Here is a 25,461-nt window from a genome sequence, read left to right as displayed (position 1 = left end):
ACGCTAGTATACGGCCGTATAAAAAACATAGTCAAATTGATGAGAAATGATAAAATATGTTTATAAGACAGAGCGTGACAAAAGGCGGTCAGCGACCGAGCACTAACAAGAATGGCGATAAATGGTGCCCTTACCATTTGAGTCATTCGATGTTAGGTGACGTCGTTGCCTTTTGGAACGCGTTTAAAAACTAGAGTGTGCGTAAAGCTAATGATTCAAGCGTGTTTATAGCGTGACAAAAACTTATCACGATCAATCAACTTGGGAGGATCATAACCATGCAAATCAAAGACTTAGAATATTTTGTAAAATTAGCTGAACTACAAAACTTTACTCAGGTGGCACAGTATTTTAAGGTGTCCCAGCCGACGATCACTTACGCTATCAAACGGGTGGAGGAAGCCTTGGACGGTCAATTAATCCAGCGAGACCAGTCCCATCATGCTATCAGCTTGACGCCGGACGGGGCGCAATTCTCGGCTCATGCAAAACATATATTAAACGAATTACAAGTGGCGCGAATCGAGATCAAAAATAATGCTCGTGCTAAAATTTTTTTAGGCTTGCCGCCGATTATTGGCAATTACTACTTTCCCCAATATATCCCTCAGTTGAACCAAGCGCGCTTGATCCAGTACTTGCACACACACTCCCGCGGTTCCGAGTATTTATTAAGCCAATTATTAGCGGGTGAACTTAATCTAGCCTTATTAGCGACCAGCACCCAATTGGATGCACAAGCGCTAAAATTGATTCCATTAGCACAAAAAAGCTTTGGCATCATCGTGAGTCAACAACACCCGCTTGCCAAAAGAGACAGCGTGGCTTTTAGTGAGATTGCCGATGAAGACTTTGTTGCGCTAGACGAAGGATTTGTCCACACCGCCGTTTTTGATGTTTTAACTGCTAGTTCAGGGCATAAACCAAATATTATTTATCAGACAGACGATGTGAATATTTTGAAAAAAATGGTCAGCCAAAATGCTGGTATTGCGCTATTGACTGATCTAGCTGTTACCCCAAATGATGACGTGAAATTATTGCGTATAAAAAATGACGACTTGCCAAGCTTTAAAATCTACTTGGCTTATCGTCATGATTATATTCTAGCGCCAATTGAGCAACAATTTGTAGCTATTTTTACGCAAAAGGCACACTAATTATTGCAGACTATTCGTTAACCCGTTATTCTGTTTGATTATTGAAATGATTTATATCATAATATGAAAAACCTTATCGAATCACAAATACTGAAATTGGTGCATATTTAGCCATATAGGCTGCTTGACTCCCAAAACGACGGCTAAGGCCTTTTTTTGATTTAGAGCCAATAATTAAAACATCCGGTTCAATATGGGGGATGACGCTTTTGACGATGGTCTCGCCAGCCTCACCCTCATCAACCACAGTATGCACTCGGTCAATTCCAAAATCTTCCGCTAATTTGCGATAATCATTCAGATGTTGTTCTAACTCTTCTCGTTCGCCATGAACGTAGTCCTTACTTAAAGCTTGAAAGACATTCATCTCTTGCGATTCCAAGATGGAACAGATGAATAAAATTGCATCATCTTCTTTAGCTCGATTCAAAGCATAGCGAAAGGCTAATTGTGAATCATCTGAATCATCCACCCCAACTAAGATACGGTCGAAGTGTTTGACATTACTCGGTCTATCACTCATTTTTCATCCTCCCGTTATTCTTTATGGCTGGTTGCCAAGTCAGCGGCAATTTGAGCTTCATGCCGCTTATTACCCTTGTAAAGTTCGTATATCGTCCAGGCCAAGAGTGCCAGTACAGCTACAATTAAAACGTAAGCAATAATATGGGCTGTCGTTAGCTGACCAGCAGATGGATGATCACCAAAGAAAGCAGCAATGGAATCCGGTAAACCTAGTAGGTTCAAGTAAGTTAATCCAATAACTGAAATCCAGCCTAAAACTTTAATAATAAAGCTATTTTTAAAGCGTTGCCCCATTTCAACACGACTATCTGTAAACATCAGTAACGGTAACATTGAGAATGGTAAAGCGAAAGCCAGAAATACCTGTGAATTATTCATTAATGTGTTTAAAGCCGTATGTTCTCTAATTGCACTTTGCCCACTGGTCATCATGACACAGATCAATACTGGAATTACTGAAATCAAGCGCGTGACTAACCGACGCAGCCAGAGTGGCATCCGCATATGAACGAAGCCTTCCATGATGACTTGCCCGGTCAAGGTACCGGTGATGGTTGAATTTTGACCAGAAGCTAGTAGCGCAACTGCGAACAGGGTCGATAAAATTCCAGAACGAGCCACGCTGATCAAAACGCCATTACTCAAAGTAGACGTGTTGGATAAGGCATCGAATAGGCCGAAGAAAGAAGGGTCTTCAACAGCACCTGATTTGAAGACAGCTACACCCATGATCAATAACAAAGAATTTACAAAGAAAGCAAATGTTAGCTGAATGTTAGAGTCCCAAGTGGTGAACCGAACTGTCCGAGCAACATCTGCTTCATCTTTATGATCAATTTTACGTGTTTGCGAAACAGCAGAGTGCAGGTATAAATTATGTGGCATGACAGTGGCCCCAATAATACCTAATGCCCCACTTAACGGTGTCATACCAGCAACAGAATGACCATTAGAAAAAGTCTCAGTTGTCGGAATGAATCCCTTAATAACATCACCCCAATTGGGATCTGATAAGGCAACTTGATAAACAAAAACTAATAAAATAACTAAAATTAAACATACAACGATTGCTTCAATTTTACGGAAACCAACTTTAGTCAATAATAGCAATAATAAAACATCGAATACGGTGATAAATACAGCAATGACTAGAGGAATATTAAATAGTAAGTATAATGCAATTGCAGCCCCGATAACTTCAGCAATATCTGTTGCCATGATCGCTAATTCTGTTAAAATCCACAAAACGACACCTAATGGCTTACTCGTGCGTGCACGAATTGCCTGTGCCAAATCCATTTGGCTCACAATGCCTAGTTTAGCTGCCATATACTGTAACAACATCGCAATTAAACTAGACATCAAAATTACGGAAATCAATAAATATTGAAAATTTTGACCACCAGTAATGGAAGTAGACCAGTTACCAGGATCCATATACCCTACAGCAACTAAGGCACCTGGTCCAGAATAAGCAAATAGTGTCCGCCAAAAGCCTTTACCTTTTGGCACCTCGACCGTACCATTTATTTCTTCTAGCGAAGGGCCATTTGCATACTGAATGAGCTTTTTATGACCCTTCTCTTGGGATTGACTTCCCATCATTAACACCACTCCTATTTTCGTTTTCGAAATTATCATACACCTATATTTAGATAAAGGAAACATAAAATTAAGGTCAGCCTAACTTTTTTCGATTCAAAAAAGTTTGCAAAGTGGCAAAACCTTGCTATTATAATCCAAGCAGTATAATAACTATCACTATTTAAAAAGGAGTTTTTTAAAAAATGAGTCTTGTTTTCCGAAAAGCAACTGCCAACGATTTTGATAAAATTATGGAAATTATTGAGCAAGCGAAGGTCCTACTTTCAGAACGGCGCATTCCTCAATGGCAAGGTACCGATAGCCCTGACGACGTCTTAATTCATTCTGATATTGAACAGGGTATTGCTTACGTCTTAGAGGCTGATGGTGAAGTAGTAGCTACGGCCGCCTTAACAACTGAAATTGACGCTGCTTACGAAGCGATTGAAGAAGGCCAGTGGCTCAAAAGCGCTGATGCGCGTTATATTTCACTGCACCGTGTAGCTGTAGATGCCACTAAGAAGAATAGTGGTTATGCACGGAAATTTATCGGCGGATTAGTTAATGAATCAGTTAATTTGGGTTATCATGATATTAGAATCGATACGCATCCAGATAATTTAGCCATGCAAAAAGTGATCAAAATTTCTGGCTTTCAATATCAAGGTATCGTTTATTTACCCCACGAAAATGGCAAACGTTATGCCTACCAGATGATCATTTAATACACCGTTCACATTCATGGGAAGGATAGTGACTGTAGTGGATAAGGAGGATCTACTTGATAGTAAGGCTTTATTTGATGTGAAAATGTTAGAACGAATTTTCCACAATCATGGTACCATTGCTAAATCAACCTTAGTCAACTATATGCACACAACACAACGGATGGTTTCTGATCACGTTGCGTCATTAAATAGTAACTTGAAATATCTTTGTCAAGATGAAAATATTGGGCTCACTGAAACTCGGAGTACGATCACACTTGTCATGGATCCTATCTATAGTTTGGAAGAACTCACAAACCGGATCATTCGTGATTCATTACCTTATCAAATCTTAGCTTATGTTTTCTGGCATAATTCATTTACCATGCAAAAAATGCAACAAGATCTTATGATCAGTGAATCTACCCTCTTTCGGACAATGAACAAGGTTAATCATCTGATCGCCGAATTCGATATTTCTATTCGTAATAATCACATCAATGGCCGTGAGATAGATATTCGGCACTTTTACTATAAGTTCTTTGTAACTCTAAATAATTCTGATCCTAAACTGACCACACTTTCACAGCCACAATTTAAAGACTTCATTACTGATTATGAAGCCTTGATCCATGAACCTCTATCCGAAGTTGCTCGTAATTCCATGAGAATCTACTGGAACGTGGTCATGCAACGGTTAAATCTTCATGACCACAATGAACATGTCGATGTGATCTCGATTGCCGACATTGAAAAGTATGACTATGGTCAACGTTTGATTGAAATATTTCGTAAAAATTTTAATATCTTTTTAAAGAATCACTTAGGCTTTGAGGTTTTAAGTTTCATTGTTTACGTTTCTTTTGAGCATGTTGTGCCAATCAATAGTGAATTTTTCCAGATTATATACAATTCTGATTTACCTTATGTTCAAAAAATTCGTAATACAACTAATGAAGTTTTGGCGCTGTTGGATATGAAATTTGATTTAGAATTACATCGGGACTTTTTGCGCTATGCCTTCTTTAGTGAATTGGGGAATATTCTGTTTATGCCTGGCGTCTTGGGTAGCCGGCACCAGCTTCTATACACAGCAATGAAGGGGATTTTCTGGTCTGCTGATAGTGGCCAGGCCAAATTCCGAGACTTCCTGATTCATCGATTACAACGCCATGATGCTGTGTTCAAAAAACCGACCATTGTCCATTTTTTAGTTAATTATTTTACAAGCATCCTGTTATTACTGCTAAATCATACCAAACGACAATTTAAGTTGGCTTTTTATGACAACCACGAACAATCGATCAATTATTACCTCATCTACGGTTTAACAGTACAAACCCGAGCAAACTTTAATATCTCACTGGAAAATTTCGTACCTGGTCAAAAATACGATGCTATTTTAACGAGCACTAACTACTTTGATACGAAGGAAATTACAGCAAGTATCTCAGATACTAAAAATATTATTGAAGTGAAAGATTTTGGAACCCCAGAAGACTTTAATCGTATTTTCCTGTTATTAGACCGTCTTGTTTCAGAGTATTTGTCCAGTAATTTAACCGCCCTTTACTGAGAGCGAGACAAAACTAACGTATTGTTTTCACCTTCTGTTTGTTTGCGAACGACTAAATTTTAACCTTGTGCCAAAAAGCAACACCCTCACCTAACCACGAATGGCTCAGCCCACCATTTTTCTCAATTCCTGTTAGGGGCTCAGGTGCTGAGTGCCGCTTGTTTCACTCTCTTTCAAAAATAACAAAAAAGCATTCTCATTTTGAGAGTGCTTTTTTGCTGTATTCCTTTATTTTTATTAACTATTTTAAAATTAAATAACCGATATTCGGCATTTTTTGTCATTTTTCATTAATAAAATATCATTATATGCATCTCATCTTGTCATAGTCGGCAGTTCATGTAAGCGTTTTTCATTCATAATACGGTTGCAGAGGAGGCCACCTAAAGAAAGGAAGATGAGTGTCATGAGAAAAATGGCATATTTAGTTGCCCCGGCATTATTGGGTTTCGCACTCTCTTCAATGAATGCACTACCAATGCCCCCGAGCAACCAACCTCAAGCTGTACTAGCTGACACATTACCAGCACAGACGGTTCGTTATACACCTAATTTTGATCATGTTAGATCGCTGATCTTTTACGGAATCAATCACCTACGTCAAGAAAACGGCTTGGCACCAGTTCAATACAATCAGACCATTACTGATGCTTGGGCTCAAAAAATCACTAACCAAAATGCTGTAAGTTCCAATTTAGCTCATAATATGACTAGTGAGCGTCAAGCCATGCACAGCATTGGCTATTACTTCTTTGGCGAAAATATCGCCATGACACCAATTAATGTTTCCATTCGTTCTGGCGTTAATATTCTGACTCCGATCACTAGTGATGAACAACTGGCCATTGGTTTGATTACACAATACTATGACGATGTTGGTGTCACAGATTTTGGCCATCGTAAGAATCTACTAAATCCCTGGTACACTCAAGTTGGCATCGCCTTTGCCCAGCGGACAGATACTGATGGCGTAACCCGAGTCTATAATAGCCTTGATTTTGCGGGCACATCAACCATTCAAACGAACAATATGATTAATAGCTATGTGGCTTACACATCTGCAATCGGTGTCAACGATGCCCAATGGCCAAGCCATTATACTCCACTTAACGATACTAATATTGATGCCCAATCAGGTATGTATGGCGTGGTTCATTACAACAACGGTGATGCTATTACTTTATGGGACGGCTACACTGATCAAAAAATCCCATCTGGACGTTATTTAGCAAATGGGACGGCTTGGAAAATTAATTCTGCTGAAACTGATGATCATGGGCATCTCTGGTATGAAGTTGGTCCAAATCAATGGATTGATAGCACCTATGTGAACACTTATAGCTGGTAAAAAACAAGACATGCCCAATCATAATTAACAGGGGTGGCTGAAAACAAAACTAACATTTTGCTTTCAACCGCCCCTGTATTTGTTTACAAACGATTTCATTTTAAACGTGTTCCAAAAGGCAACATCCCAATCTAACCATGAATGGCTCAAATGGAAAGTCAACCATTATCGTAATTCTTGTAAGTACTCAGGCGCTGAGCACCTTTTGTCTCACGTTCCTCTATTTACCAGCTATTCACTAGCATTCAAAGCTTGAATCATATGAATATGTTTGAGCTTAAAGTGGGTTACGATAGCCACAATCAACGAAAAGATAATAGTCATTACAGCCGAAATCACATAGCCTGACCAATGGATGACCGTTGGAAACAGGATCAGCTCTGAAGAAGCTTGTGCAAGAATAAATTGCAGCAGCAGATGCCCAATGCCAAAGCCAAGCAAGATACCTATCCCTGTAAAAATAATACTTTCGCGTACCACATACATGGTCACTTCATTATTGAAGAAACCAAGCACCTTGATCGTAGCTAATTCCCGTTCCCGTTCAGAAATATTGATATTCATTAAATTATATAGCACAACAAAGGCTAAAGTACCTGATAGAACAATAAATATCAAAACAACTGGCGCGATACTTTTAGTCGTCGTCCGCTGCAGTTTGATTTGTTTACTCAAAAAATTAACATTCAATACTTGTCCCGAATCCAGTAATTGCTGGGTCAAGCGGTGCTCTTGTTTGGGCGTCATAACCTTCGTTTTGAGAAGATAAGTATTTAATGGGACCGCCTTGGCCGTTTGTTTGGTTAGATAAGCGTGCATGACATATATATTATGTCCCAAATAGTTCTCCGTAATACCGGCAACTTTTAGTCGATACCGCTGTCCTGCGGTTGTTCTGAGCGTGATTGTATCCCCAGTTTGAACAGCTAAAGTTTTTGCCAATTGTTGGGAAATAATAGCACCAGCATTCGTCAGTCGTAATTTATGTTGCTGTGGCGTCCGCAGTGTCACGTAAGCATCAAACTTTGCGGCTTGATCTGCGGCCATCAAAGTCGCCGTCTGTTTGGTAGTCCCTTTTTGCTTCAGAGTAACTTGTTCACTGTGCACTGGCAACGTACTCTGAACAGTCGATGCATCTGTCAACAATTGTGACACTGAATTGAGTTTAACTGCATCTTGCCCAGATTTTAACGTGACTGACGCTTGATATTTCGTTAATTGACTAAATTGGATATCTGCCGGTGCACCAATTGAATCGCGAAGTCCAAATCCGGCCACCATTAAGCCGGTACAGCCAGCAATCCCTAAAATTGTTAGGATGCCTCGTGCCTTATAGCGAAAAATATTGCGATACGTGATTTTATGATTGAATGATAACCGTGACCAAATTGGTGTCACACGTTCCAATAAAACGCGTTTGCCAGCTTTTGGTGCTTTAGGCAAAAGTAACGTACTCGGTTTCTCACGTAAATCTTTGACCAAAACATAAAGTGCTGAAAAAACTGTGGCAAAAATAGCCGCACCCGTTGCCAACAAGATTGGCCCCCCATAATAGGCAACCTTGTAATCTGTGAAAATATATTGCTGTTTCAATATGCTGAAGACGACGGTCGGTAAAGCTTTACTGCCAATCAAAATACCCAGCGTGGTCCCAATTGTGGCTGTGATCAAAGCGTATAACAGATATTTAATAGCAATCTCATGATTAAAATAGCCCAACGCCTTCAAAGTTCCAATTTCTTTGCGATTTTCTTCAATCATTCGCGTCATCGTTGTAAACGTGATCAAAATGGCGATCAGGAAGAAAAAGACTGGAAAGACATTAGCAATAGCATCGATCCGCTCGGCTAGACTGCGATAGTCACTAAAGCCTGGATTATCTGAGCGTTGATTTAAGATATATTCTGTTTTAGGTAACTTGATTTGCTGCAGCAATTGCTGATCTATTGCCGCCGTGTTAGGTACAGGTTGCCCTTGTGCCGCTAATCTAGCTTTAGCTTGTACCAATGCTGTTTGTTGTAATTCACGTTGACGTATGGGTTGCCGAGCGTTCAAAATTTGCATCAATTTTTCAGCAGCCGTAGCACTCTTAGACTGATACTGATCAGAGAAGGGCTCGTATTTACGCAGCTGCTTCAATCTAATATACATCGTGCTGTCCGCTGGTATGTTAAAGTTTGTTTTAGGCGTATAAACAAAACCATCTAGTTGACCATTGCCAATTGTCGTGATGCCCCGTTCCTTGCGATCAATGTAGGTTGGTGAAGTGACATAGCCAACAACCTTGACCGTCGTCTGTTTCAATTGCTTACTGGTAAATCGAAGCTTTGTGCCCATAGGATAAAGCTTTCTAAGCTGAGCATCAATGACGGCTTCATGATTATTTCCCGGGAAATGTCCCGCAGCTAATTGCAAATGGTCTTGAGAGTCATTTTTATCAAAACTGATAACTTGTAAGTTCTTTTGCTTTCTGTGTTCTACCATTGGCACTCGGTTTCCTAAAGATACCTGGGCATGTGGCATTTTTTTAAGGATCGCCTGCCGGTCTTTGGCTGTAAAGCCAGTGGTAGCTGTAATTTGAAAGTCAGAAGCGTGACTAGTTTCTAAGTGTTGTGCGGCTGTTCGTGTTAAATCTGGCCCCACAGACTTAATGCCTACGAACAAAAGGACCCCCATTAATATTATTAAGATGATCGCCACAAAACGGCCAAAAGAACTACGAATATCTCGAATTAATGATTTAAAATAAATATTTTTCATTTTTTGCCAGCACCTACCAGACAATATCCGCAACCGAGATCGGCTTCGCATTGATTTCGTTCGCACGAACCTTAGCATCATTAATTCGAATAATTCGATCAGCCATCGGTGCGATAGCTGAATTATGCGTGATGATCACGACTGTCTTATGATACTTCCGACTTGCGTTCTGTAATAATGTTAAAACCTGCTTACCTGTTTCAAAGTCCAGTGCCCCTGTGGGTTCATCACACAATAGAATTTTAGGATTCTTGGCTAAGGCGCGGGCAATCGCCACTCGCTGTTGTTCCCCACCAGATAATTGAGCGGGAAAGTTATTCATTCGCTGGCTCAAGCCTACCTGATCCATGACCGCATCAACATCTAATGCATCAGAAACTACAGCCGAAGCTAACTCTACGTTTTCTCTAGCTGTCAGGTTAGGTACTAAGTTATAAAATTGAAAAACAAAGCCCACATCAGAGCGGCGATATTGCGTTAATTGCCGTTGTGAATACTGTGCTACATCAGCGCCATCCACTAGTACCTGACCCGCACTGGGTAGATCCATCCCGCCTAGAATATTTAGAACTGTTGATTTACCAGCACCACTAGGGCCAAGAATGACTGCTAGTTCTCCAGCCTCAATATTAAAAGTCATATCATCATTAGCGACAATGACCGTGTCTCCCATTTGATAACGTTTAAACTCGTGCTTCACTTCAATAAAGCTCATTTCATCACCCTGTCATTAACCATACATACTGTTGGTTTTATTATCTAGTCATAGTATAATTTCTCTAATAATCAGGTACAATAAGCAAAATCAAACGATTCGTTATTAATTGAACACTTTTTATAATTCTGTTGAAAGCAGGGACATTATGGCTGGAACTAAACATAACCGGCGCACGCTCTATACTAAGGCGGCCATTAAAGAAGCATTTTTAACACTCTTATCCGCTAAAACACTCTCTAAAATCACCGTCACTGAGATATGCAAACGTGCGGATATCAATCGTGGAACTTTTTATCAACATTATACCGATCCCTATGCTTTATATCATGAATTGGAAGATGAGATCATTGCGGAATTAAAACCAATTTTACGAAAAACGACTTCTACTGAGATCGAACAATGGCTCCATAGTTTCATCAATATTTTGTTACAACAAAAAGTCATGATGCAACATATTCTGACGGATTATCCAAATAGTCGGGTCATTCAGGTGATTTTTGATCAGGTACACGATTTCGCCATTACCCAATTTTCAGAACGTTTTAAAGAAACAGACCAACGCTTACTAGAATATTATTTTACTTACTTCGTTAGCGGCACAATTGGCACATTGTTGCAGTGGCTTTCTGATGGTAAACAAACCACAACTGCAGAAATCACTAGAGTCCTAGCTGCTCTTTTTGAAATGACACCCCATTAAGAATGCATAACGTTTTGGTGCTAAAGGCGTAGGGTCAGGAGACTAATCGTAGGAAGGGCGTGAGACAAAAGGCGCTTAACACCTGAGCACTAACAAGAATTGCGAAAAATAGTGAGTTTTCCATTTGAGCCATTTGCGGTTAGGTGAGGCTGTTGCCTTTTGGCACACGTTTAAAATTTCACACAAAAAAGGCAAAGTAGAATTTCTACTCTGCCAAAATTGTCTAACATTTTCAGTTTTTAACTGTATTTAAAGGGACAACGACTTTTATCTCACTTTAATGATTTTAGTACAAATTTAACCTCAGTGCCCAAAGTAACGACTGACTGTATGCCGCTACCAAGATCTATTCAGTCATTTTCGGCACTCATTAGCACTTACTAACTTCTAAATAGCAGTTTTAAATTCAATCAATTGTTTTACCTTTAGTCTCTTCACCCAAAAATAAAACCGCAAGTGCCCCAACAATCAGTGAGGCTGCAAAAATAATGAATATCCAAGTAATACTTACTTTAGCCGTTAATAAATAACCCACCAATAAGGACCCAACGATACCACCGATACGCCCGAATGCAGCAGCCATACCAGTGCCGGTGCCGCGTATTTCTGAAGGGTATTGTTCTGGCGAATAAGCGTATGTTGCACCCCACGCGCCTAAATCAAAGAAGGACATTAATGCGCCCCAGAATACTAACATCGCTGTGCTGCTAGCATTACCAAATAAAGCGGCACTGATTGCGGTCCCAATTAGGAACGTGACTAATACCCCTTTACGACCGATTTTTTCAATTAACCAAGCGGCCATGAAGTACCCGGGTAATTGGGCCAAAGTCATAATCAGTACATAGCCAAAACTATGCACAATATCAAACCCACGAACCACCATAACGCTCGGCAGCCATAGAAAAATACCATAATAAGAGAAAACGATCATAAACCAAAGCAGCCACAGCATAAATGTGCGTTTCGTATACTGCCCCGTCCAAATAGCTGCCATTTTTTGCCACCAAGTTTGTTTTGTATCCGTAGTAACACTTTTTACCGGATCATTGGCATGACGTAAGTGTATGCGCATCAAAAGGCCATAAACAGCAGTGATCATCGTCCCTAGCAGCGCAACCCGCCAGCCATATCTTGGAATCACAAAATAAGACAAGATTGAAGCAATCAGCCAGCCGCCTGCCCAAAAGCTCTCTAATAAAACAATATAACGTCCACGCTTTTCAACCGCAACGTTTTCAGAAACGAGTGCGGATGCGACGGGTAATTCACCACCTAAACCAGCTCCAACAAAAAAACGTAGTACAGCAAAAAGCGTCAAACTACCCACAAAAGCAGAGATACCATTCCCAATCGAAAAAATTAATAAAGTTACCAACAAAATATTACGCCGTCCAGCTTTATCTGCTAAAGCGCCAAAGACAGTCGCCCCAACCGCCATGCCGATGGCGCTAATTGAACCAAGCCAGCCCAATTGTACCGCACTTAAATGCCATTCCCGTTGTAATGCAGTTAAAATAAACGATAACATACCAACATCCATCGCATCGAAGAGCCAAGCGAAGCCAGCTACCGTCAATAATTTTCGTGAACTTAATTGTGAAACAGGTTTATCTTCCGCAATCATATACTTCCTCCAAAGTGTCAAGACATATTTGATAAACTTAATACTTACAGAAAACACCCAACATGTCAAGACACATTGCCAAATAAAAAGCCATTGTCTGAAGTCCTTATCACTCCAGCAATGACTCTGCACTACACCGTCTATGTGTCTAAAATAAAACTAAAATTTAAATTCTCCGCCAACTTCGAAATTCAAAAGGTTGGATTTTAGATTGTAACTGTAAGCGACGACCCCGGCAGTAAATCGCCCATAAGACAATCGCTACCAGCAGTAATACGATAATTATCGCAACCAGCCGCAAAGCTCCAACTTCTTGATCTTGGTCAATTTCTTTGATTTGTGTGCTTGCTTTAGTTTGAGGATAGGGAATTCGATAGCCAGTAACTAACAAACGATGAGAATTAATCATATAAGGGGTACAGGTCATTAATGTGACCTTATCACGCCCATGTTCGATTCGCAGGTACTGATGTTCCGTGGGCTTGATCACCTTTATTTTTCGCACTTCATAAGCCAACCGGCGATCATTGGCATGAATATAAAATCGGTCTTTTTTCTTGAGCTTGGGTAGGTCTGTAAATAATTTAGCATTTAATAACCCCCGATGTGCTGAAATAACCGTATGGGTATTCACACCCCCAGTTAGCTGAGAAGTCCCTGTCAAAATTCCCGCGCCTTGTTGTAAAAGTAGATCGGTTGTCATATCAAAAATTGGCATACTAGTATTCAATTTAGGAATATGCAAAGTTCCAACCGTGTGACGTTCATAATAAGAAAGTTTCTTTTGCTGCGGCACTGATTTATTGGTTGTCGAAAAGGGATCTGCCTGTGGCGTTGCATTTTTTTCTGCTAATTTCTGGTTTTCTTTTTGAGCTGTTCTTCTTTTCATAGCCATCTTGGCATCATGGGCGCGGTCACTTTTCCGCTGATAATATTGGACTAGTTGCTGATTGATCGAGCGATTTACCGCGTCACGAAAGAAAGGATAGATCAAACCACCTAAGCCAATTAATAAAAGTAAGAGCATCAAGGCATCGAAGAATGTAAACCGACGTTTACGGAGGCGATGTTTTCCCTTGACCATGACGCACCCCCCTTTGACGGACACTTACGCTTTACTAAGCTTAATCAATTTTACGTTTTTTGAAGTAAATACCAACTGCCATGATTAACAAAATGCTGCCACTCAACAGCCAAATCACACCATTACCACCAGTTACAGGAACCACAAATTCAGGTCGTGTCGGTTCTTTAAAATTCTTAATGTTTTGTGGTTGAACCTTTGTTTGACGATAAGTATATTCCAGAAACCTGAGCGCTACATCATTGGGGAGCAGCATATAACCTGGTGGTGCTTTGACTTCCTTAAAGTAATATATTCCTTCTGGCATATTAGGTTCATCTATAATATAGATCATACCCTCTTCTCCAGATACATACTTCTTAGCTTGGTCTGGCGTAGCTGAACTAGACCAACTGGCGTCTGGCATATAATATTCTCTAGTGTCCCCCTTAAGGCGGTAAAGTACAAATTCAGCACCAGGCAACGCATCAAGTCGGCTGTTAAGTTTTTGAATAACAGCGCCTATTATTCTTGGTGTATACGTCGTTGTTTTATCTTCGTAATTATTATCGTAGCTTACTTCCGTAGTAATATCAGCATTTTTTGTTGCCTGAGAATCTGCTTCTTTAGCCCGGTATTCCACCTCCAGATAATCTCCACGAGCCACATCTTTGAAGATACTATTTGTCGAAAAATCAAGTTTAAATCCGTTTTGACCCTCTTCATGACTTTGCACATGTCCATTAACTGAATACTTTTTTTGTCCAGTTTTATCTTTAACTACAATTTTCAGTACTTCAGGATCAGAGCATAAAGCTAAGCCCGGTCCAATCTTTACTACCAATTGTTTATCTGATTGACTCATAATATCTAATGGCAGTGGCATTTGTATTTTAAAGGTAAAAGGATCATCATTTTTGATTTCTTCAAAATCACTGCTGATTTTTGGCGTTGGTACCGTATACAAAATTACATTCGGTACCTCTGTTGCAGAGGTATCAATCGAGTTACCCAGTTCATCGGTTGAACGATACTTAAAATTGTCTACGCCATCATTATAAATCTGTAACAATGTCCGAGCATTTGCTTCATGTAAGCCTGCTTGCAGCTTATAAACACGAAAATGGTGTACTGTTGCGCCCATAGCCGCCCAAGGTAATTCCGCACTGATATAGCCATTGGCATCAGCTGTAAATTTATAAGCCTCAGCCTTATTTTGCGTATAAATGGGTCGATTATGTTCATCGACACCTTGATACCACTCGCCAGCAGCTCTTTCAAGCAAATACTCATTTACCGCCGGCAGATATTTACCCTGCTCATAGTCATAGTAGACACTGTTAAACTGAACTTTTTTCATGCCGTAATAGTCAGCAAAATACAAGTGAAATGCCGCTTCTTCTTGCGGTAAATTTTGGTTCAAAATTGCTTTTTTATCTGTCCCTGGTGCTTTAACAAGATAGACTGCTTTGGTCTGGTCTTGATAGCTGGCTACAGATCGTTCTGGCAACATAATCCGAGCCGAACCAGCTGCATCTGTTTGTGGCAGTTTATAGTGAGGCTTTTGATCTAACGTAGCCTCTTGCAAACTCAGTAAGTTTTCGTTGATTTGAGCAGCATTTTGTTTCTGATAAACTAGGTCACGATAGACGTCAGTGACATCATAAGCAATAAACTGACTATTGGCGATAGGATCGATCAAGCCTACATTTTTTGCCAAACCATCGTTACGCACGCGCTGATCTTTATAATTTAAGCCAAAATTATGGACCACTAGCTCTTTTTCTAGCGGGGCCGACGTTTCGGCCCGAATATGATTGGTGCCCCCGCGAATCAAAAAACCAGTTAACAAGGCTAGGCAAACAACGAGTAATCTGATGACATAGCGTGAAGTAAACTGCTTCCGCGCAATCATGCCAGTGCCTCCTTTCTCAAGTGTCATTTTGATAACGATTAAGATGCTAAACATGTTGCTTCTTTTTGAAGTAAACGATCGTGCCCAAAATAACTAGGGTACTTGCACCAACTAACCAAATGATTCCATTACCACCAGTTACAGGAACCACAAATGCTGGCGGTTGTTCCTCTTTGATATTCACGACCGTTTGAGGGTTGAACATGGTTTGATCATAAGAAAGTAGCGTGATTGTAAACGTCATGTCATCACGTGGTTTATATCCTGGTGGTGGCTGAATTTCTTTCAAGTAATAGGTACCAGTAGGCATGTTTGGCTCGCCTAGAAAAGATATTATACCGGCACTATTGGACGTATAACGCTTAGCTTGTTCTGGATTGACTGAACTAGACCAGCTGCCACCGGACATATAATACTGCTTTGTAGCTCCGGATAGTCGGTAGATCACGAACACGGCACCTTGCAATGGCTGTTGACTTTGGTTGATTTTTTTAAAGTTATAACCAGGCTTAAAAGTATACGTGGAAATCTTGTTTTCGTGATTGTTATTATAGGTAATTTCAGTGCTAACATTCGCAGTTTCTGGCACATCGGCAGCTGTCTTAGCCTGATATTCAACCTCCATATAATCGCCATCGGTAAGGTCTTGAAAAGTACTCATTGTCGTGAAATCAATTTTGAACCCATTTTGTCCATCACCGTATGGTTGCGGCTGCCCACCAATTGTATATTTCGTCTGTCCATCCGCGTCCTTAGCAACGGCACGCAATACCTTCGGATCTGTCATTAAAGGCATATCAGACCCAATTTTTATGGCCCATTGATTGGTTTGATAGCTTGATATATCAAATGGCAGTGGCATCTGTACTTTGAAGGTATAGTGTTTCTCATCACCAGCATCTTCAACGTTACTAACCAATTTGGGTGTGGGTATCATATATGAAACCATATTGGGTACCTCGGAAGCGGGTGTTCTAACGACGTGCCCAAGTTCATCCATTGCTCGATATTCAAAGCCATCAATATCATTACTGTGAATTTGTATTGATGTTCGATTAGCCGCTTCATGAAGCCCTTCTTGTAATTGGTACATCTGAAAATAGTGCATCGTCGGCCCCATAGCTGCCCAGGGAATCTCAGCACTGGCATAACCGTGTGCATCAGGTATAAATTTATAGGCCTCAGCTTTATTTTTCGTATATAACGGTCGGTTCTCGCTATCTACACCTTGATACCACTTATCACCAGCCGTAGATCTGCCAAGAATATATTCATTAGCAGCGGGTACAAGCTTGCCCTGCTCATAATCAAAGTAAACACTATTAAACTGAACTTTTTGCATTGCGAAGTAATTGGCAAAATACAAATGAATTTTAGCTTTTTTTTGTGATAAATTATGATTCAAAAGCGCTTTTTTATCTGTCCCTGGTGCTTTGACAAGATAGACTGCTTTCGTCTGATCTTGGTAATGACCTACCGATCGTTCGGGTAACATGATTTGGGTCAAACCGGCTGCATTGGTTTTGGGTAGTTCATAATGCAGCTTATTCAGCAACGCTGCATCTTCTAAGTTCAACAATTGTTCATTGATTTTGGTCAAATCCAGACCCTGATAGACCAAGCTGCGATACACATCAGTGACATCGTAGACAACAAACCGACTGTCAAAGACCGGATCTGTTAGTGTGGTTGTTTTTTCTGTCCCGTCATTGGTCACGCGCTTATTTTCATGGTTCAAGCCAAAATCATGAATCACCAGTTCTTTTTCTGGCGAGGCCGACGTTTCGGCCCGAATATGATTGGTGCCCTCGCGAATCAAAAAACCAGTTAACAAGGCTAGGCAAACAACGAGTAATCTGATGACATAGCGTGAAGTAAACTGCTTCCGCGCAATCATGTCAGTGCCTCCTTTCTTGGATGAATCCTGTAACTAGACTTTTTTTAAGCCATGTGTATTTTTCTGAAATAAATTACGGCACCAGTTACGACCAGGCCACTAGCCAGGATCAACCCGATGATGCCCAAACTACCAGTTACTGGCACGTCAAAGGTTACATTATTCGTGATTTTTTTCGGATCATCTTTAGTATCCGTGTAACTGGTATCTGTTACTTCAAATGGTGTCTTAGTGCCTTCGCCTTCAGGTAAGTGGTAGCCCTCAGGTGCTTTTACTTCTTCCAGCACATATTGACCAGTTTCTAGCCCAGTCACTTCAATCAGCCCAGATTCATTGGAAATAAAACGATGAGCAGCTTCTTTGTCAGTGTGCCAATCCCATTGTTTTTTATCGACGTCATATGTCCGATATTCCGTTTGACCCTTCATTTGTCGAGAGACAATGAATTCCGCACCTTGCAGCCCCTTTTCCGTCTGTAAATCAATTTTTTGGAAATGGTAGCCGTGAGTTTTGACCTCTACTTGATCGTCGGATTTACCATAATCGTGGTCTAAAATCACTTCATTCTCTAGATTTGTATCTGGTTTGGCGCCAGCCTTGATTTTCATGTCTAAAGCCACTTCATATTTCATCCCAGCCGCTTGAGGTGGGTTGGCCTGTAGATCCTTTAATAGGTCAATTTTGATGGACTGATTTGATAGTCGCGTGCCAGCCACTTCAAAACTGCGTATAACACTCCCTTTCGCATCAAGAACATTTACTGGAATTTTAGCTAGATCAGTCACTAATTCTAGATTGGCATCATAGTTATCCGTTAATTCAAATTTCGTATAAGATTTGTCATCGACCGGAATTGGTACGGTTAATTTGTAATGATGCACTTCATCGTAATTCAAGTCATTTTTGTTGACTGTCTTTTTTATCTCTGGCGCGTCGTAGTTATAGATGCGATCTGTTGTTATCGGCTTACCATTAAGGTCATAGCCTTCAAAGATAGCCTTGCTTGGATCTTTTGGATCGTGTTTCACTTTTAGAACCACATCTTTTTCCCATAATGGCTTATGGAAAGGATCTACTGATGCTGTTTCTTCAATGTAATGGTCCCCTGCCATCATGGTCCAAGGTACATCCAATTGTACTTTACCATTGGCGCCAGAAACTAATTCATGTGCCTCTTTAGCATCTGTCGTATAGATGGGTTCATTATTACCATCTAAATCTTTGAAATACTCTTTCACACCGTTGTTTTCCCGCCAGATTGTAAATTTAGCACCTTGTAAAGCTGCTTCATTCCCGGTGGCATGGGTGTAAGAATATTTCTCAAATTCTAATTTAGATTGCCCAAAGTAGTTCTTAGGATAAAGATGCACATCTTTCAGATACTTTGTTGCTGTCGAGCTTGGGTCTAAGAACGGAAATCCAGCAGCAAATGGTGCTGAAGCAATAACCCCTGCTGGTACGGTTGTTTCTATGAATAAATAAACCGCATTTTTGTTGCCATTTGTACTGGACCTATTCGGCAGTATCTTCGTTGCTTCACCCTGATCATTCGTCACCCCAAAATCATATTTGGGATTATTTTGGTATTCGGTTGGTTTTAACTCAGCTAATTTCTTCATAACGCTAGCCATCGTTGCACCGGATTCACCCATTAAGCGGGTATAGTGGTTAGTCACATCATAAGCTGTGAAACCAGCGCCAGCTAAAGGTGTCCCGATGACATTCGGTTTTTCGGTACCATCATTGGTTATGGCCGCATTCTGGTCTGATAATTTACGTTTGTGGATCGTAACCGTTGTTTCACCACTTGCTTCTGCTGCCTGAACCACTGTACTTTGTAACGCGCCTGATAATAACGGTACGAACAACATTAATGCTGCTAATATTTGCCAGACACGCTTCATAATGATGTTATGCATTGTTTTCGCCTCCTATTGCGAAATCGAAAGGTTCAATGCGCCGCTTTATATTTGCGGTAAATTGCCCATATGATGATCGTGATACCAATCAGACCTAAGCCATTTAATAACACGGCCCCTGTCTGTGGTAATAGACCACCACTTGAAGTCGGCGTACTACTACCACTACTGTTACCAGTAGCCGCCGGTGTATTTGGGTTAAACAAATCAAGCAAACTATTGGTCGTTTTTGCATTTACAATATCTTGTCGATTTTTAGTTTCATTGGTATCATTATCGCCAACCGTAAATGAAACTAAGTCTTGAGTCAGCTGATAGCCATCGGGTGCTTGAATTTCACGAAGTTTGTAACTGCCTTTTGGCAAACCGCTAATTTCAAAATTACCATTAGTGTCACTAGTTAAAATCGTTAAGTTCGAACGTGTTAATTCGCTATTGCTGCCATTATTTACGATCCATTCATTCTGACCACGCACTTGACGTAAATATTTGCCTGCCTTATTTGCAATTACAAACTTAGCATTTTTTAAGGCCTTGCCGTGGTCAGCCATATCAACTTTCTTGAACCGCTTCACATATACCTCAGAGTCTGATGAGTTTTTAAGGTTCACAACAACTGGTACGTTGGCATCTCCCGGTCGGGGGTTTTCTGGTTCTGGTTCTTGAAGCGGTTGACCATCAACCATTACCGGTTCATCCCAAGTTCGGGGGACATCTACGCGAACCATTTTTTGTGATTCATCGATACGATAGCCTTCCGCTGCTTCCACTTCCTCGAAATAATAAGTTCCCGCAGCCAACAAACGGCCTTCCATGGTTACCAAACCATTACTGTTAGATGTGAAAACTGTTACCCGAGGGTCACTTAGTGGGTCCCCCATTAATTGATTTTCTGGAATCCACTGATTTTGTAATGCACTTTCATAACTCATGTCTAGATATTGCTTCTCACCATTCAGCTGCCGCCAAAGAACGAATTTAGCACCTTCAATTAACTGCCCTGAGCTGTCTGGATCTGTGGCTTGATTTTTCCCGATTTTTAAGAAATAAGGATCCCGAGCATAGCCAATATTTTTAGGATATAAGTGTAACGTCCCAGATAACGGTTGATGGGTCACTTCATCCATAAAGGGCAACTTAACGACGCCATATCGGGCGACTTTGTCATAGTCAATGTTCTCCGTGAGACCCACATCAATTTCAACTAAAAGATATCTTGCATTCTGCTCTTTGCCAGCAATCGTAACTTGCTTGGGTAATGTGAAGCGCACAAGCCCATCCTCAGTATATTTCTTGCCATCATTATCGGTGAACGTGTCTGTCTTAGTGTCCCCTCTTGCGACAATTTTGGGATTGCCTGCTTTATCCAGCAGGAAGGCATATAGTGGATTCTTACGGACAGCTTCATAATTTGGCTGCGTCTTATCAGCTAGAATTCGTAGATCTTCTCTTTTTAAGACTTTAGGGGTAAAAAAATTAGCAACAATATCATCGTATGTCATCCCAGATTTTTCGAGTTCGTTATACTTTTCCGTTATTTCAAAAACGACAAAAGTGGCATCATTTAAGCCAAACGTTTGTTGGATAAATGAGTTATTATCGTCAGTAATTGCATGACCGGTGTTGCGAAACTGATAGTCTATTTCCTGTCGCAAATCAAGATAAACTCTTTTATGAATTAAAACATCTTGTGTTGCCGAACTGTCAGCCATAACTTGGGGACTTGAGAATATCGGGATCAGCAAGCCGATCAGCCCAATCAAACCGACAACTGCTTTTCTGATTTTTGATATGAAATTATTTTCTTTGTTCACTTCAAAGCACCTCCTTTACAGGTCATGTGCTCCTTTCTGGTGTTAAACCTCTGTCACACATCAACTGATCATTACTATTTACATCACCTGCTTTATCGTTGGGTTGATTTATTTGTATCGCTTGTTCAATTAGAATATAACCACCTCCAGAAGTATGCTGCATCCCATAAGCTTTCCTACAACTCAATGATAAGTAGTCAAAAAGAAATTCAATAATTCTCATTTTTTGATTTAAGTATTTTTAGACCACTCCAACGCCAACACGTATTTGCTTAGGCTTCTGCCTGTAATTTTTCAGGGTATTTTTTTAAAATAATCAATATATTAGAAATAACATTTGGTATAAAAACAACTTCAAAATCTGAAATCATTATTTTTATTATATTTAAGCTTTTTATGAATAATACCCGCAAAAAAATAACGCAACGACCGAAAATTCGGTGTTGCGTTATTTTTATTAATATATTTATACAAAAGTGCAACAAAGGGCGCTGGGCGCCTTTTATCTCACTCTCTTCTACCTCATATTTATATTGATTGATTTCGATAGATGCCAATATCCACGGGGACAGTCAAGCCACAATACACTGGCCCTTTGTTTCGCAGTTGACCTACCTTGCGGTAAGCCATGGTTATAGTTAAATCTGCCTGAAAAGCGACGCCCATGATGGCACCCGTATTTGCATTGAGCCCACTCGGCATATCTACCGCCACTTTAGATGCTTGGGCTTGATTTAGCGTTTGAATGACCTGCGCATAAGCACCGGTAATCGGTCGCGAAAGACCAATGCCAAAAATAGCATCTACGATCAAGTCGTAACCGGCAAGATCCTCCGGCAATTCCTCTCGAAACGGTATCTGATAATAATCACAAATCTGTAATTGCTTTTTTGTCTGAGCGCTGGCATGGGTTTGATCGCCTAAAAGAACGACTGTTACGGATATTTGATGTACATGTAACATGCGCGCGATTGCTAAGCCGTCGCCACCATTATTCCCAGTACCACAAACCACAAGTACTTGGGTTGGTGTTAAGAGCTGTTCGATCAAGCGTGTTGTTTCTAAAGCAGCACGCTCCATTAGCACTAATGATGGTATCCCAATCGTTTCAATCGTATATTGGTCACAAGCAGCCATTTGCTCGGCAGTCAAGATAGCATTAGTTTTATGATTGGCTAAAGTCACAGCTAATTTGCCTCCAATTTTAATTTGCGTCACAAAACATAACGTAATTACAGCATTAAGCCCACATAGTAGTGAATGAACATCGTTACAATACCAACGATCACATTTCGAACAACAGCACGTTTCACTAACCCATTCCCCAACTTAGCACTCAGAAATCCCGTTAAAGCAACTGAAAGTGAAACAGCTAAAATTGTCCCCGGCCACTTGAGTGCTTCTGGTAGCAAGGTCATCGCAACTAATGGGAAAATCCCACCTGAGGCTGCCGAAACTAATGATGAAAAAGCTGCATTCCAAGGATTCATATAATGATGTAAATGTAGATCGTGTTTGACACGCACCACAGTGCCCAGGGCATCTTTGGTCATCAAATCTTCCGCAATCGCCTGGGATGTTTCCCGAGTAACGCCTTTTCTAACATAAAAATTAACCACCGCTGCTACTTCAGCAGGATAATCTGTTTTCAAAAGGGCTTGTTCTTGAGCAACAACTGCTTTCTCCGTATCCTTTTGAGAACTAACAGAGGCGTATTCGCCAGAAGCCATCGAAAAGGCACAAGCTAACAAATCGGATAAGCCAGCAATAAAGATAGTAAAGGTATTTGACGTCGCTACGGCAACGCTAAACAGCACCCCAACAACTGTCAAAATACCATCATTTGAACCTAATACACCGGCACGTAGTGTATTTGAACGTTCTTGCATTGTCATCTTAGGCCGTTTTTTTAAAGTCTTCGTATTATTCATTGTCCTTCATCTCCATCAGAATCCTTAGTGGGCAAACAAGGACCCAATTGCATAAGTAACGATCATCGTCAAAGAGCCAGATACAATGTTCCGTAACATAGCTTTCCAGCGATTGGCTTTACCCAGTGCTGCTGCCGTATAACCAGTTACCGCCAAAGCAATAATAACTGAGATCACGGTTGCCAATATTTTGATATGAGCTGGAAACATTGTGATCGCAACTAACGGCAAAATTGATCCGGTAGGAAATGAAATCATTGACGCAAGGGCGGCTTTGATTGCGCTAGTATGTTCCTTAGGATCAAACCCATAGCGCTCTCGAACAGCTGTTGCAACGGGATCCTTAGCCATCATTTCAGTGGCTGCCTTTGCTGCTAGATCCTCACGTACCCCTGTCTTTTGATACTTTTGTTTTATGTAAGCGACTTCCTGGTCAAAATGATCATCAACACGTTCAGTTTCCGTCTGAATCGCCTTGCTCTCAGTGTCACGCTGGCTATTCACTGAAACGTATTCCCCCATGGCCATCGAAACTGTTCCAGCCAACATACCCGAAATTCCAGCCAAGAAAATGGCATAACTATTGTTCGTTGCCCCAGCGACCCCAATAACGATCCCAGCAATCGAGAGAATGCCATCATTGGCGCCCATGACAGAAGCCCGCATCACGTTGATTTTCTCAGCTAATGAAACTGTTTTTTTCTTTAAATTCATTTTTTTCACTTTTTGCATCCAACTCACCTGATTGAGAATGTTTATTGATTAGAATTATTATTAACTGTCTTCACCAATCAGTATAGGTCTATTTCATTTCAGGGTCAACATTATTTCCAATTTTTTTAAATTTCGGATTCATTTAGCTTTTTATGCGTTATTTGTTATTAAGCATAATCTAGTTACTAAAACTGATTTAGAGCGATATTAGTCCCAGTTTATCCCAAAACAATCACTTCTTTAAACTAATTTGTTAGTTGAACTTAACAATACTTTGATTTATCTTTTACAGCAATTAATAATTTATAACTAGTATTACTTACTAACTACGACAAAGAATACGCACACGTTTCATACTATCAATCGCATTTAATCGTGCCAATAGTGTGTTTTTCTTAGCAAGTGGCAGCTGGTTGGTATCCACCATCGTATAAGCATAATCAGCTTGTGCGCTGTTCACCAGATTTTCAATATTGATGCCAGCATCAGCAATGAGTGTCGAAATTTGGCCAATCATATTGGGAACATTACGGTGCATTAGGGTAAAGCGGTACTGAGTTTGAAAAGGTGCTTGGACATCGGGCATGTTTACGGCATTTTGAATATTGCCTGTCTCTAAGAAAGCCTTTGTTTCAGCAACCGCAAGCTTGGCGCAATTCACTTCTGCTTCAATTGTGGAGCCGCCGATGTGGGGCATGATCGTGACTTTGGGTTCATGTAGGATCTCTTTAGAACTAAAGTCAGTGATATACTGCCGTAATTTGCCGGCTCTTAAAAAAGTGATGGCTGCTTGATTATCCACGATGCCTAAGCGTGAAAAGTTTAAGAGGACCGCATCTGGCTTCATCATGGTCAGTTCGGAAGTGCCGATCAAGCCAGTTGTTTCTACATTTTTAGGTACATGGATCGTTACAAAATCAGCTGTTTGAATAGCTTGAATCAATGAAGTTGCCCGCTTAACCTTTTGATTGATATGCCAAGCAGCATCAGCTGACAAATATGGATCATAGCCAATCACTTGCATGCCTAAATCACTGGCTGCGTTAGCCACTAATGATCCAACGTGTCCTAACCCAATGACGGCTAACTTTTTATGTCGTAATTCCGTGCCATTAAATGCTGTTTTTTCTTTTTCCGTTCGCAGTGTAACGTCTGCTCCCTCAACTTTTTGCGTCCAATTAGCAGCCGCAATAATATTACGATTGGCAATGATCATATTAGCAATAATCAGCTCTTTAACTGCATTAGCATTACCACCCGGGGTATTAAAGACGACTGTCCCATTTGCTAAGGCACGATCCAGAGGAACGTTGTTGTAACCAGCGCCACAACGGGCAATAGCTTTTAAATTTTTCGAAAAAGTCTGTTGATATAAATCAACGCTGCGAATTAAATACGCATCAGGATCTTCAGATTGGTTGATGGCATAGTCTGCGGTAAAATCCGCCAAGCCTTGAGGTGCGATTGCGTTAAATGTTTTAATATGATACATAAGTTTGACCC

The 25,461-nt window shown here is 40.5% G+C and carries 20 protein-coding genes; 5 read left to right on the top strand and 15 right to left on the bottom strand.

Annotated features, from left to right (window positions below; genetic code table 11):
* The first annotated feature begins 278 nt into the window (after positions 1 to 278).
* A complete protein-coding gene (locus tag ACNAN0_RS01110; RefSeq protein WP_230913741.1) occupies positions 279 to 1,160 on the top strand; it encodes a LysR family transcriptional regulator in 882 nt (293 codons plus the stop codon).
* A gap of 73 nt (positions 1,161 to 1,233) precedes the next feature.
* Here the strand turns inward: ACNAN0_RS01110 and ACNAN0_RS01105 are convergent, their stop codons facing one another.
* Together ACNAN0_RS01105 and ACNAN0_RS01100 are read right to left on the bottom strand one after the other, a co-directional pair.
* Positions 1,234 to 1,683, bottom strand: coding sequence for a universal stress protein (locus ACNAN0_RS01105; protein ID WP_230913740.1), 450 nt, complete (start codon positions 1,681 to 1,683; stop codon positions 1,234 to 1,236).
* Positions 1,684 to 1,697: 14 nt separating this feature from the next.
* Complete coding sequence (locus ACNAN0_RS01100) at positions 1,698 to 3,287, bottom strand: Nramp family divalent metal transporter (protein WP_416354215.1); 1,590 nt, start codon at positions 3,285 to 3,287, stop codon at positions 1,698 to 1,700.
* 185 nt (positions 3,288 to 3,472) lie between these two features.
* Here ACNAN0_RS01100 and ACNAN0_RS01095 point away from each other — a divergent pair, with 185 nt between their 5' ends.
* The 3 genes from ACNAN0_RS01095 to ACNAN0_RS01085 all read left to right on the top strand — a co-directional run bounded on the left by ACNAN0_RS01095 (position 3,473) and on the right by ACNAN0_RS01085 (position 6,900).
* Entirely contained in the window at positions 3,473 to 3,994 is a 522-nt protein-coding gene (locus ACNAN0_RS01095; protein ID WP_416353607.1) for a GNAT family N-acetyltransferase, read from the top strand.
* Between the two features lie 28 nt (positions 3,995 to 4,022).
* Positions 4,023 to 5,552, top strand: a complete 1,530-nt coding sequence (locus ACNAN0_RS01090) for a helix-turn-helix domain-containing protein (RefSeq protein ID WP_416353606.1) — start codon at positions 4,023 to 4,025, stop codon at positions 5,550 to 5,552.
* Positions 5,553 to 5,949: 397 nt separating this feature from the next.
* Positions 5,950 to 6,900: a CAP domain-containing protein gene (locus ACNAN0_RS01085; protein WP_416353605.1), complete on the top strand. Its 951-nt coding sequence runs from the start codon at positions 5,950 to 5,952 to the stop codon at positions 6,898 to 6,900.
* Between the two features lie 231 nt (positions 6,901 to 7,131).
* Here ACNAN0_RS01085 and ACNAN0_RS01080 read toward each other — a convergent pair whose 3' ends face one another.
* Positions 7,132 to 9,660, bottom strand: a complete 2,529-nt coding sequence (locus tag ACNAN0_RS01080; RefSeq protein WP_416353604.1) for an ABC transporter permease — start codon at positions 9,658 to 9,660, stop codon at positions 7,132 to 7,134.
* Between the two features lie 13 nt (positions 9,661 to 9,673).
* A complete protein-coding gene (locus ACNAN0_RS01075; RefSeq protein WP_230913735.1) occupies positions 9,674 to 10,375 on the bottom strand; it encodes an ABC transporter ATP-binding protein in 702 nt (233 codons plus the stop codon).
* Positions 10,376 to 10,523: 148 nt separating this feature from the next.
* Here ACNAN0_RS01075 and ACNAN0_RS01070 point away from each other — a divergent pair, with 148 nt between their 5' ends.
* Positions 10,524 to 11,078, top strand: coding sequence for a TetR/AcrR family transcriptional regulator (locus ACNAN0_RS01070; protein WP_416353603.1), 555 nt, complete (start codon positions 10,524 to 10,526; stop codon positions 11,076 to 11,078).
* 406 nt (positions 11,079 to 11,484) lie between these two features.
* Here the strand turns inward: ACNAN0_RS01070 and ACNAN0_RS01065 are convergent, their stop codons facing one another.
* The 11 genes from ACNAN0_RS01065 to ACNAN0_RS01015 all read right to left on the bottom strand — a co-directional run bounded on the left by ACNAN0_RS01065 (position 11,485) and on the right by ACNAN0_RS01015 (position 25,450).
* A complete protein-coding gene (locus tag ACNAN0_RS01065) occupies positions 11,485 to 12,705 on the bottom strand; it encodes an MFS transporter (RefSeq protein ID WP_416353602.1) in 1,221 nt (406 codons plus the stop codon).
* Between the two features lie 166 nt (positions 12,706 to 12,871).
* Positions 12,872 to 13,789, bottom strand: coding sequence for a class C sortase (locus ACNAN0_RS01060; protein WP_416353601.1), 918 nt, complete (start codon positions 13,787 to 13,789; stop codon positions 12,872 to 12,874).
* 40 nt (positions 13,790 to 13,829) lie between these two features.
* Positions 13,830 to 15,683: a SpaA isopeptide-forming pilin-related protein gene (locus ACNAN0_RS01055; RefSeq protein ID WP_416353600.1), complete on the bottom strand. Its 1,854-nt coding sequence runs from the start codon at positions 15,681 to 15,683 to the stop codon at positions 13,830 to 13,832.
* A 46-nt stretch (positions 15,684 to 15,729) separates the two neighbouring features.
* Positions 15,730 to 17,580: a prealbumin-like fold domain-containing protein gene (locus tag ACNAN0_RS01050; RefSeq protein WP_416353599.1), complete on the bottom strand. Its 1,851-nt coding sequence runs from the start codon at positions 17,578 to 17,580 to the stop codon at positions 15,730 to 15,732.
* Between the two features lie 44 nt (positions 17,581 to 17,624).
* Entirely contained in the window at positions 17,625 to 19,499 is a 1,875-nt protein-coding gene (locus tag ACNAN0_RS01045) for a pilin N-terminal domain-containing protein (RefSeq protein ID WP_416353598.1), read from the bottom strand.
* A 32-nt stretch (positions 19,500 to 19,531) separates the two neighbouring features.
* Entirely contained in the window at positions 19,532 to 21,313 is a 1,782-nt protein-coding gene (locus ACNAN0_RS01040) for a SpaA isopeptide-forming pilin-related protein (RefSeq protein WP_416353597.1), read from the bottom strand.
* 272 nt (positions 21,314 to 21,585) lie between these two features.
* Positions 21,586 to 21,870, bottom strand: coding sequence for a hypothetical protein (locus ACNAN0_RS01035; RefSeq protein ID WP_230913728.1), 285 nt, complete (start codon positions 21,868 to 21,870; stop codon positions 21,586 to 21,588).
* Entirely contained in the window at positions 21,842 to 22,450 is a 609-nt protein-coding gene (locus tag ACNAN0_RS01030; protein WP_416354214.1) for an NAD(P)H-hydrate epimerase, read from the bottom strand. The genes ACNAN0_RS01035 and ACNAN0_RS01030 overlap by 29 nt, the downstream gene beginning before the upstream one ends.
* Before the next feature lie 95 nt (positions 22,451 to 22,545).
* Positions 22,546 to 23,244 (bottom strand): VIT1/CCC1 transporter family protein, encoded by a 699-nt coding sequence (locus ACNAN0_RS01025; protein WP_230913726.1) that lies wholly within the window; start codon positions 23,242 to 23,244, stop codon positions 22,546 to 22,548.
* A 24-nt stretch (positions 23,245 to 23,268) separates the two neighbouring features.
* Positions 23,269 to 23,958, bottom strand: a complete 690-nt coding sequence (locus ACNAN0_RS01020) for a VIT1/CCC1 transporter family protein (RefSeq protein WP_230913725.1) — start codon at positions 23,956 to 23,958, stop codon at positions 23,269 to 23,271.
* A 322-nt stretch (positions 23,959 to 24,280) separates the two neighbouring features.
* On the bottom strand, positions 24,281 to 25,450 hold the full coding sequence (locus ACNAN0_RS01015) for a 3-phosphoglycerate dehydrogenase family protein (RefSeq protein WP_416353596.1): 1,170 nt from the start codon (positions 25,448 to 25,450) through the stop codon (positions 24,281 to 24,283).
* Between the last annotated feature and the right edge of the window lie 11 nt (positions 25,451 to 25,461).

It is taken from the genome of Agrilactobacillus fermenti, assembly GCF_047943045.1.
Lineage (GTDB): Bacteria > Bacillota > Bacilli > Lactobacillales > Lactobacillaceae > Agrilactobacillus > Agrilactobacillus fermenti.
This window is presented reverse-complemented; position numbering and strand designations above follow the sequence as displayed.

Bases quoted from the DNA above. Each gene is read 5' to 3' on its own strand.
- ACNAN0_RS01105 (WP_230913740.1), bottom strand. From the start codon at position 1,683: ATGAGTGATAGACCGAGTAATGTCAAACACTTCGACCGTATCTTAGTT.
- ACNAN0_RS01085 (WP_416353605.1), top strand. From the start codon at position 5,950: ATGAGTGTCATGAGAAAAATGGCATATTTAGTTGCCCCGGCATTATTG.
- ACNAN0_RS01020 (WP_230913725.1), bottom strand. From the start codon at position 23,958: ATGAATTTAAAGAAAAAAACAGTTTCATTAGCTGAGAAAATCAACGTG.
- ACNAN0_RS01025 (WP_230913726.1), bottom strand. From the start codon at position 23,244: ATGAATAATACGAAGACTTTAAAAAAACGGCCTAAGATGACAATGCAA.
- ACNAN0_RS01060 (WP_416353601.1), bottom strand. From the start codon at position 13,789: ATGGTCAAGGGAAAACATCGCCTCCGTAAACGTCGGTTTACATTCTTC.
- ACNAN0_RS01080 (WP_416353604.1), bottom strand. From the start codon at position 9,660: ATGAAAAATATTTATTTTAAATCATTAATTCGAGATATTCGTAGTTCT.
- ACNAN0_RS01055 (WP_416353600.1), bottom strand. From the start codon at position 15,683: ATGATTGCGCGGAAGCAGTTTACTTCACGCTATGTCATCAGATTACTC.
- ACNAN0_RS01075 (WP_230913735.1), bottom strand. From the start codon at position 10,375: ATGAGCTTTATTGAAGTGAAGCACGAGTTTAAACGTTATCAAATGGGA.
- ACNAN0_RS01110 (WP_230913741.1), top strand. From the start codon at position 279: ATGCAAATCAAAGACTTAGAATATTTTGTAAAATTAGCTGAACTACAA.
- ACNAN0_RS01095 (WP_416353607.1), top strand. From the start codon at position 3,473: ATGAGTCTTGTTTTCCGAAAAGCAACTGCCAACGATTTTGATAAAATT.
- ACNAN0_RS01050 (WP_416353599.1), bottom strand. From the start codon at position 17,580: ATGATTGCGCGGAAGCAGTTTACTTCACGCTATGTCATCAGATTACTC.
- ACNAN0_RS01045 (WP_416353598.1), bottom strand. From the start codon at position 19,499: ATGCATAACATCATTATGAAGCGTGTCTGGCAAATATTAGCAGCATTA.
- ACNAN0_RS01015 (WP_416353596.1), bottom strand. From the start codon at position 25,450: ATGTATCATATTAAAACATTTAACGCAATCGCACCTCAAGGCTTGGCG.
- ACNAN0_RS01030 (WP_416354214.1), bottom strand. From the start codon at position 22,450: ATGGCTGCTTGTGACCAATATACGATTGAAACGATTGGGATACCATCA.
- ACNAN0_RS01065 (WP_416353602.1), bottom strand. From the start codon at position 12,705: ATGATTGCGGAAGATAAACCTGTTTCACAATTAAGTTCACGAAAATTA.
- ACNAN0_RS01100 (WP_416354215.1), bottom strand. From the start codon at position 3,287: ATGGGAAGTCAATCCCAAGAGAAGGGTCATAAAAAGCTCATTCAGTAT.
- ACNAN0_RS01070 (WP_416353603.1), top strand. From the start codon at position 10,524: ATGGCTGGAACTAAACATAACCGGCGCACGCTCTATACTAAGGCGGCC.